This window comes from Streptomyces nymphaeiformis (genome assembly GCF_014203895.1).
Classification (GTDB): Bacteria; Actinomycetota; Actinomycetes; order Streptomycetales; family Streptomycetaceae; genus Streptomyces; species Streptomyces nymphaeiformis.
Genome location: NZ_JACHJY010000008.1, coordinates 545280 through 551279, shown reverse-complemented (window position 1 = coordinate 551279; position 6000 = coordinate 545280). Strand labels below are relative to the sequence as shown.

General features: G+C 74.0%; 7 protein-coding genes. 6 read left to right on the top strand and 1 reads right to left on the bottom strand.

All coding sequences use genetic code 11. The features are described from left to right. Positions 1–97: 97 nt before the first annotated feature. The 3 genes from GGE06_RS28535 (at position 98) to GGE06_RS28525 (ending at position 2259) form a co-directional block, all read left to right on the top strand. Positions 98–805 (top strand): HemK2/MTQ2 family protein methyltransferase, encoded by a 708-nt coding sequence (locus tag GGE06_RS28535; RefSeq protein ID WP_184932135.1) that lies wholly within the window; start codon positions 98–100, stop codon positions 803–805. Between the two features lie 150 nt (positions 806–955). Continuing rightward, positions 956–1231, top strand: a complete 276-nt coding sequence (locus GGE06_RS42875) for a CDGSH iron-sulfur domain-containing protein (protein ID WP_312883339.1) — start codon at positions 956–958, stop codon at positions 1229–1231. Next, positions 1228–2259 carry an iron-containing redox enzyme family protein gene (locus GGE06_RS28525; RefSeq protein ID WP_184932134.1) on the top strand — a complete coding sequence of 344 codons (1032 nt, stop codon included), beginning with the start codon at positions 1228–1230 and terminating at the stop codon, positions 2257–2259. The genes GGE06_RS42875 and GGE06_RS28525 overlap by 4 nt, the downstream gene beginning before the upstream one ends. Positions 2260–2555: 296 nt before the next feature. On the opposite strand, the gene GGE06_RS28520 is transcribed toward GGE06_RS28525, so the two are convergent. Further along, positions 2556–3680 (bottom strand): SDR family oxidoreductase, encoded by a 1125-nt coding sequence (locus tag GGE06_RS28520; RefSeq protein WP_184932133.1) that lies wholly within the window; start codon positions 3678–3680, stop codon positions 2556–2558. Positions 3681–3927: 247 nt separating this feature from the next. Here GGE06_RS28520 and GGE06_RS28515 point away from each other — a divergent pair, with 247 nt between their 5' ends. The 3 genes from GGE06_RS28515 (at position 3928) to GGE06_RS28505 (ending at position 5854) form a co-directional block, all read left to right on the top strand. Continuing rightward, entirely contained in the window at positions 3928–4335 is a 408-nt protein-coding gene (locus GGE06_RS28515; protein ID WP_116157798.1) for a hypothetical protein, read from the top strand. A gap of 84 nt (positions 4336–4419) precedes the next feature. Continuing rightward, positions 4420–5127, top strand: a complete 708-nt coding sequence (locus GGE06_RS28510; RefSeq protein ID WP_184932132.1) for a DUF6766 family protein — start codon at positions 4420–4422, stop codon at positions 5125–5127. A gap of 382 nt (positions 5128–5509) precedes the next feature. Continuing rightward, positions 5510–5854, top strand: coding sequence for a helix-turn-helix transcriptional regulator (locus GGE06_RS28505; protein WP_116157800.1), 345 nt, complete (start codon positions 5510–5512; stop codon positions 5852–5854). Positions 5855–6000 lie beyond the last annotated feature (146 nt).

The following is a 6000-nucleotide window of genomic DNA, read 5'->3' as shown; positions in this document are numbered from 1 at the left end:
GGCGGCGCCGCCCGACAGCGCGCCGTCTTCCACCGGCACGGCCGGTTCAGCGAGGTGGTCGACGCACTGGCCGACGCCACCACGAAAGGCTGATCCCATGGGCTCCGCCGTGTCCCTCCGCCGGTTCCCCTCCCCCGAAGAGCGCCCGGCCGCCCTCCGCGTCTGCCGGCTCCCCGGCGTGTACGCGCCCCAGGCGGACACCCGGCTCCTGGTCGCCCAGGTGCGACACGAGGCGCTGTGGCCCGGCGTGCGCTCGCTCGACCTGTGCACGGGCACCGGCATCGTCGCCGTCGCCGCCGCCCTGCGGGGCGCGCGGGCCACCGCCGTCGACGTCTCGCGCGCCGCGGTCGCCGCCTCCCGGCTCAACGCGCTGCTGCACGGCTGCCGGATCCGGGTGCTGCGCGGCGACCTGGACGGACCCGTGGGACGTGAACGCTTCGACCTCGTCACGGTGAACCCGCCGTACGTGCCGAGCCAGGACGCGCGGGCGCCCTCGCGCGGGGCACGCCGGAGCTGGGACGCCGGACGCGACGGCCGACTCCTCCTCGACCGGATCTGTGTGCGGGCGCCGGGCCTCCTCACGCCTTCCGGGGTGCTCCTGCTCGTCCAGTCCTCGCTCTCCGGGGTCGCGGCCACGCTCGACGCACTCGGGCGGGGCGGGCTGCGGACCCGTGTCGTCGAGCGGCGCACCGAGCCGTTCGGTCCCGTGATGTCGGCCCGGGCGGAATGGTTCGCGGCCCTGGGCCTGATCGCTCCGGGGGCGTGGACGGAGGAGCTCGTCGTGATCCGCGCGTGCCGGTCGTGATTCGAAGCCGGCGAGCCGGGCAGTCGCGCAGTCGCGCAGTACCGACGCGGCCCCAGCCGATGGGTGGTGTGGATGATGTCTGTTTCCCGGAACGAGAGCGCCCCGGGGGTGGGGGTCCCGGAGGGCGGCGGACCGGATGGACCGGGGAGCGTGCGATCCCGGACGTCCCCACCCCGGATCCGGCCGCTCCCCGAGGGTCCGCTGCTCGTGGAGGGGCCCGCGGAGATCGTCATGCCGGACGGTTCGGTGATCCTCTGCGAGCGGCCCGTGATGGCGCTCTGCACGTGCCGTCGGACCCTGCGGGCCCCGTTCTGCGACACGAGCCACCGCCGGCGGCTCCGGGGCGGCGACAAGCAGGCGAAGACGGCGTCCCGGGGTGCCTCGCGCGTGCCGCGGGGCCCGGCCGAGGAGGCGGAGACGTCATGACGCTGCTCTCGCCGGCCGTCGACGCCCGACCCGAGGCGCCCGAGGCCCGCGGCGAGGTCTCCCGCAAGGTCCTGAACCGGTTGCGCGGCGGCGGTTCCGGCCGGCTGCCCCTGGCGGCCGACATCGCGCGCTGCGCCCCGTACGGGGAGGATCTCCAGCTCGCCCTCCACCTCTGCTACGAGCTCCACCACCGGGGCTTCGCGGGCGTCCCCGACAACCTGGAGTGGGACCCCGGTCTGCTCGGGGTCCGGGCCCTGATGGAGCACCGCTTCGAGAGCGCGCTGCGCCACGACTGCCGCCACTGCCCGGAGGTCGAGGAAGCGCTGGCCGCCCTGCTCGTGGAGCCGGTCGACGGGACGGGCGTGTCCCGTTTCCTGATGTCCTCGGGCGAGCTGTGGCACCTGCGCGAGTACGTGGCGCTGCGCTCCGTGCACCAGCTGCGGGAGGCCGATCCGCAGCTGTGGGTGATCCCCCGGCTGCGCGGGCGCGCCAAGGCGGCGATGGTGGCCGTCGAGTACGACGAGTACGGCTCCGGGCGGGCGGAGCGGATGCACTCCCGGCTCTACGCCGAGCTCATGGCCGACCTGGGGCTCGACCCCTCGTACGGCCGCCATGTGGACATGGCCGGCGCCGAGGTCCTCGCGGCCTCGAACGTCATGTCGCTGTTCGGTATGCACAGGAGGCTGCGCGGGGCCCTCGTGGGGCACTTCGCCGTCCTGGAGACGACCTCGCCGCCCGCCGCCTCCCGCATCGCCACGGCGATGCGCAGGGCCGGCGCGGGACCGGCCGCGCAGCGGTACTTCGAGGAGCACGTGGAGGCCGATGCCGTCCACGAGCAGCTGGTGCGTCGTGAGGTCGTGGGCGGTCTCCTGGAGGACGAGCCGGACCTCGCTCCGGACGTCGCCTTCGGCATCGCCGCCGCCTGCTTCCTGGAGGACCGGATCGGCGGCCGTGTGCTGGACGCCTGGTCACGGGGCGAGAGCGCCCTGCGCTCCCCCTTGCCGCCGCCGTCCGGGAACGAGCCGTGAGGACTCGCCCGACCGTCGGGGACGTGCTGTTCGAGGGGCTGCGGGCCTGGCGGGTGGGCCGTGCCTGCGGCCGTCCGGACCTGGTTCGGCCGTCCGGACCTGGACGGCCCGCGCCGCCCCGGGCCGGGCGGTGCGGTACGCCGACGAGACGAGTGGACCGGTCCGCACCTGGTGGCGGCAGTCCGGGAAATCCGCGGCCCCGCCCGCCCGTTCGGCCGGGCCTCGTCGGCCTCGCGGGGCCCCTGGGCTCCGTACCGCCCCGGCGGGGGATGCGGTCGCCCCTCGGTCCCGCGGCGTCAGGTCCGCGCCGTCCGGACGCGCAGCACGCGGGCCGTGACCAGCGCCGCCGCCACGGCAGCCGACAGCAGGGCGCGGTGCCGCGCCGCCACCGTGTACGGCGACCGGCCGGCGGCCTCGGAACCGAACGAACCGTGGGCGCCGTGGTCCCGGCCGTGAGGACCGTCGAGCGGCTCCCACAGATTGTGCGGGGCCACGGGCCACGCACGCTCGTCGGTCTGCTGGGCCGCGTATCCGGTGCGGTCGAGGAGGGCGGGGGCGAGCCGGTGCGCGAGAACCGTCCCGGCCGTCGAGGCCCCCACCCGGTACTCTCCGCGGCGGGGATGGCGGGCGGCGTACACCACGGCGCGGGCCGCCACCTCCGGCTGGTAGACGGGCGCCACGGGGCGCGGGCGACGGGGGAGCCGTGACAGGACCCACGAGAACTGCGGGGTGTTGAGGGCGGGAAGCTGGACGACGGTGACGGCCACGCCGCTGCGCTCGTGCCGGAGTTCCATCCGGACGGCGGCGGTGAAGCCGTTGATCGCGTGCTTGGCGCCGCGGTAGGCCGCCTGGAGCGGCACGGAGGCCTCGCCGAGCGCGGAGCCGACCTGGACGACGGCCCCGGAGTCGCGCGGGCGCATGCGCCGGAGCGCGGCACGCGTGCCGTGGACGCAGCCGAGGTACGTGACCGCGGTGACCCGCGCGTACTCGTCGGCCGTCACGTCCGGGAAGCGGGCGAAGACCGAGGTGAAGGCGGCGTTCACCCAGACGTCGATGGGGCCGAGAGCCCTCTCGACGCGTCCCGCCGCTTCCTCCACCTGGGTGGGCAGGGCCATGTCCACCGGTACCACGAGGGCCCGTCCGCCGGCCCGCTCGACCTCGGCCGCCGCAGCGTCCAGCCCGCGGCGGCCGCGGGCGAGCAGCGCGACGCTCGCGCCCTGTTCGCCGAAGGCGCGGGCGACCGCGCGGCCCACGCCGGCGCTCGCGCCGGTGACGACGACGGTCCGGCCGGACCTCTGCGGCCGCACGCGCCGGCGCTCGTGGATGACGAGCAGGCCTTCCGCGAAGGTCCCGAGCGCGAGGCCCGCACGCCGGGGGCGAGAAGCGTGTGGGGCGTACCGCGCACGCCTGGTGGGTGTCATCGGAGTCCTCTCGTCGGGGAGAGCCGCAAGGCGCCTGCCCCCTCCGGCGGCGGGCAACCATGGCGCCAGGGGCGCCGTCGGCCGTTTCGACCTCCTCTCGGTGGACGGCCGGCATCGTTCCGGTCGCGGTGGCGGCTGCGGCTTCCCTCGGCCGCCGAGACCGTGCTCGCGCGCGATCGGGTGAAGGTGCGTGTGCGGGCGGCACAGCGTCGCGGCACCCGACGGTCCGCGGGGGCAGGGTGAGGACATGTCGACACCTCTGCGTGCGACCGGTGTGCTGCTGGTCGCGGCCTTCCTGTGCGGCTGCGGCGCGTCGGCGGCCCGTGAGGACGGCGCCTCCGCCGCCGGCCGGCGGTTCGCCGCGGCACTGGCGGCCGGGGACTACCGCGCGGGCTGCGAGCTGCTCGCTCCCGCGACGCGCGACGAGGTCGAGGAGGACGCCAAGGGCCCCTGCGGCCCGGCCCTGCGTGACCTCGACCTGCCGCCGGCCGGCCCGGCACGCGGCGTCGACGTGTACGGGCGGGGCGCGTTGCTGCGGATGGCGGGCGACACGCTGTTCCTGTCGCAGTTCGACAGCGGCTGGCTGGTCACCGCGGCGGGCTGCGTCCCGCAGGCGCAGGACGAACCGTACCGCTGCTCGTTGAAGGGAGGGTGACGGAATGAGGTCCGTGTTCATCGGCGTCGTCCTGACGGTCCTGGGCGGCCTCGCCTACTTCACGGCGATCGGGGCGATGCACCGGTGACGGGCGGAAACGGCCCGGACCGCGCGGAACGCCTCGGTTTCTGGCGTTCCAACAGCCTGACCCTCGTCTTCGGCGGGGCCTTCCTGGTGGTGCTCGCCGCCCAGGCCGTCGCCGGGCGGGCCGAGTTCAACGAGCAGATGGCCGTCGCGGGGCTCCAGCAGATCGGGTTCGGCGCCTACCTGACGTCCTCGGACTTCGCCGTCGACGTCACCGAGAACTGGCAGTCGGAGTTCCTGCAGTTCTTCCTCTACGTGTTCGGTACCGTCCACCTCTTGCAGCGCGGCTCGCCGGAGTCGAAGCCCCTCGACCGGACGGGTACCGAGAGCGACCGCGAGCAGCGGACGGGGGAACACGCGGGCTCCGACTCGCCCCGATGGGCTGGTACCCAGGACTGGCGCCAGGCCGTCTACTCCCGCTCACTGGGCCTGGCGATGGCACTGTTCTTCTTCCTGTCGTGGTTCGCCCAGTCCGTCGCCGGCGTCTCCGCGTACAACGCCGAACGACTGCTCCAGTTCCAGGCACCGATCGACTGGAGCGCCTACCTCGCGTCCTCCGACTTCTGGAACCGCTCGCTGCAGAACTGGCAGTCCGAACTCCTCGCCGTGTCCGCGATGGCCATCCTCTCCGTCTATCTGCGGCAGCGCGGCTCCCCCGAGTCCAAACCGGTGGGCTCCCCGCACTCCGCGACCGGTGTGGAGGGCTGAGCCGGAGGAAAGGGGGCAGTCGCCCGGGCAGACCCTCGGCGCCGTCCCGGCGGCCGGACGGCCGCGCCCGACAGCCCGCTCGGGGTACCGAGTGCGGACTCGTGACGGCACGGGACGGAGAACAGATCGATCTGGCCTTCGCCCTGGCGAGCCGCCCCGCGAGGGATGCGGCTTTTCTTTCCAGGGCCGATTCCCTGGCGGCCGACAGCAGCAGAGCTCAGCTCCTCGTACGGCGGCAACTGCGCTGCCTCAGAGGCCGACTTGAGTCTCTCCGAAACTTGATGAAGCCACCTAACATAAACTATACGCCGACCATTACACGAAATCACCTTCGGGAATTCTTGATCCTCCATTCCTTCTGTTCAGGAGGCATAGTGGGTGCATGGGAGAAAAGTCCGACCAGGGATCCGGCTGGACGTTCCTGACGAATCACGCCCGTGTGCTGCTGGCAATCGCCCGCGACCCCGGCGTGCGGCTTCGCGACGTGGCGGCCGCCTGCGGACTGACGGAGCGCACGGTCCAGGCGATCGTCTCGGACCTCGAGGACGCCGGGTACCTCACACGCAGCCGGGCCGAGGACGCGCGCCGGAACCGCTACACGATCGCTTCCGACTCCCCCTTCCGCCACCCTGCCGAAGCCGGCTACGAGATCGCCGGCCTCCTGAGGCTCTTCACCGACCCCCAGGGAAAGACAGATCACTCAGCTCGTCAGCGTGTGCAGAACTGAGAACCCTCGTCAGGGACAGGCGGACGGCCAGGAACTGCCGTACTCCGCCCGGGAACACGGCGACGTCGCGGCCACCGGGTCGCGATGCCGTCTCACGACGCGGTGGCCGGATCCCGGCGGGGGCGGCCCGTCGAGCGCAGGCGGTG

What these genes read in the sequence shown, in the direction of transcription:
- GGE06_RS28525 (WP_184932134.1), top strand. Translation starts at nt 1,228, where the DNA reads ATGACGCTGCTCTCGCCGGCCGTCGACGCCCGACCCGAGGCGCCCGAG.
- GGE06_RS28505 (WP_116157800.1), top strand. Translation starts at nt 5,510, where the DNA reads ATGGGAGAAAAGTCCGACCAGGGATCCGGCTGGACGTTCCTGACGAAT.
- GGE06_RS28520 (WP_184932133.1), bottom strand. Translation starts at nt 3,680, where the DNA reads ATGACACCCACCAGGCGTGCGCGGTACGCCCCACACGCTTCTCGCCCC.
- GGE06_RS28515 (WP_116157798.1), top strand. Translation starts at nt 3,928, where the DNA reads ATGTCGACACCTCTGCGTGCGACCGGTGTGCTGCTGGTCGCGGCCTTC.
- GGE06_RS28535 (WP_184932135.1), top strand. Translation starts at nt 98, where the DNA reads ATGGGCTCCGCCGTGTCCCTCCGCCGGTTCCCCTCCCCCGAAGAGCGC.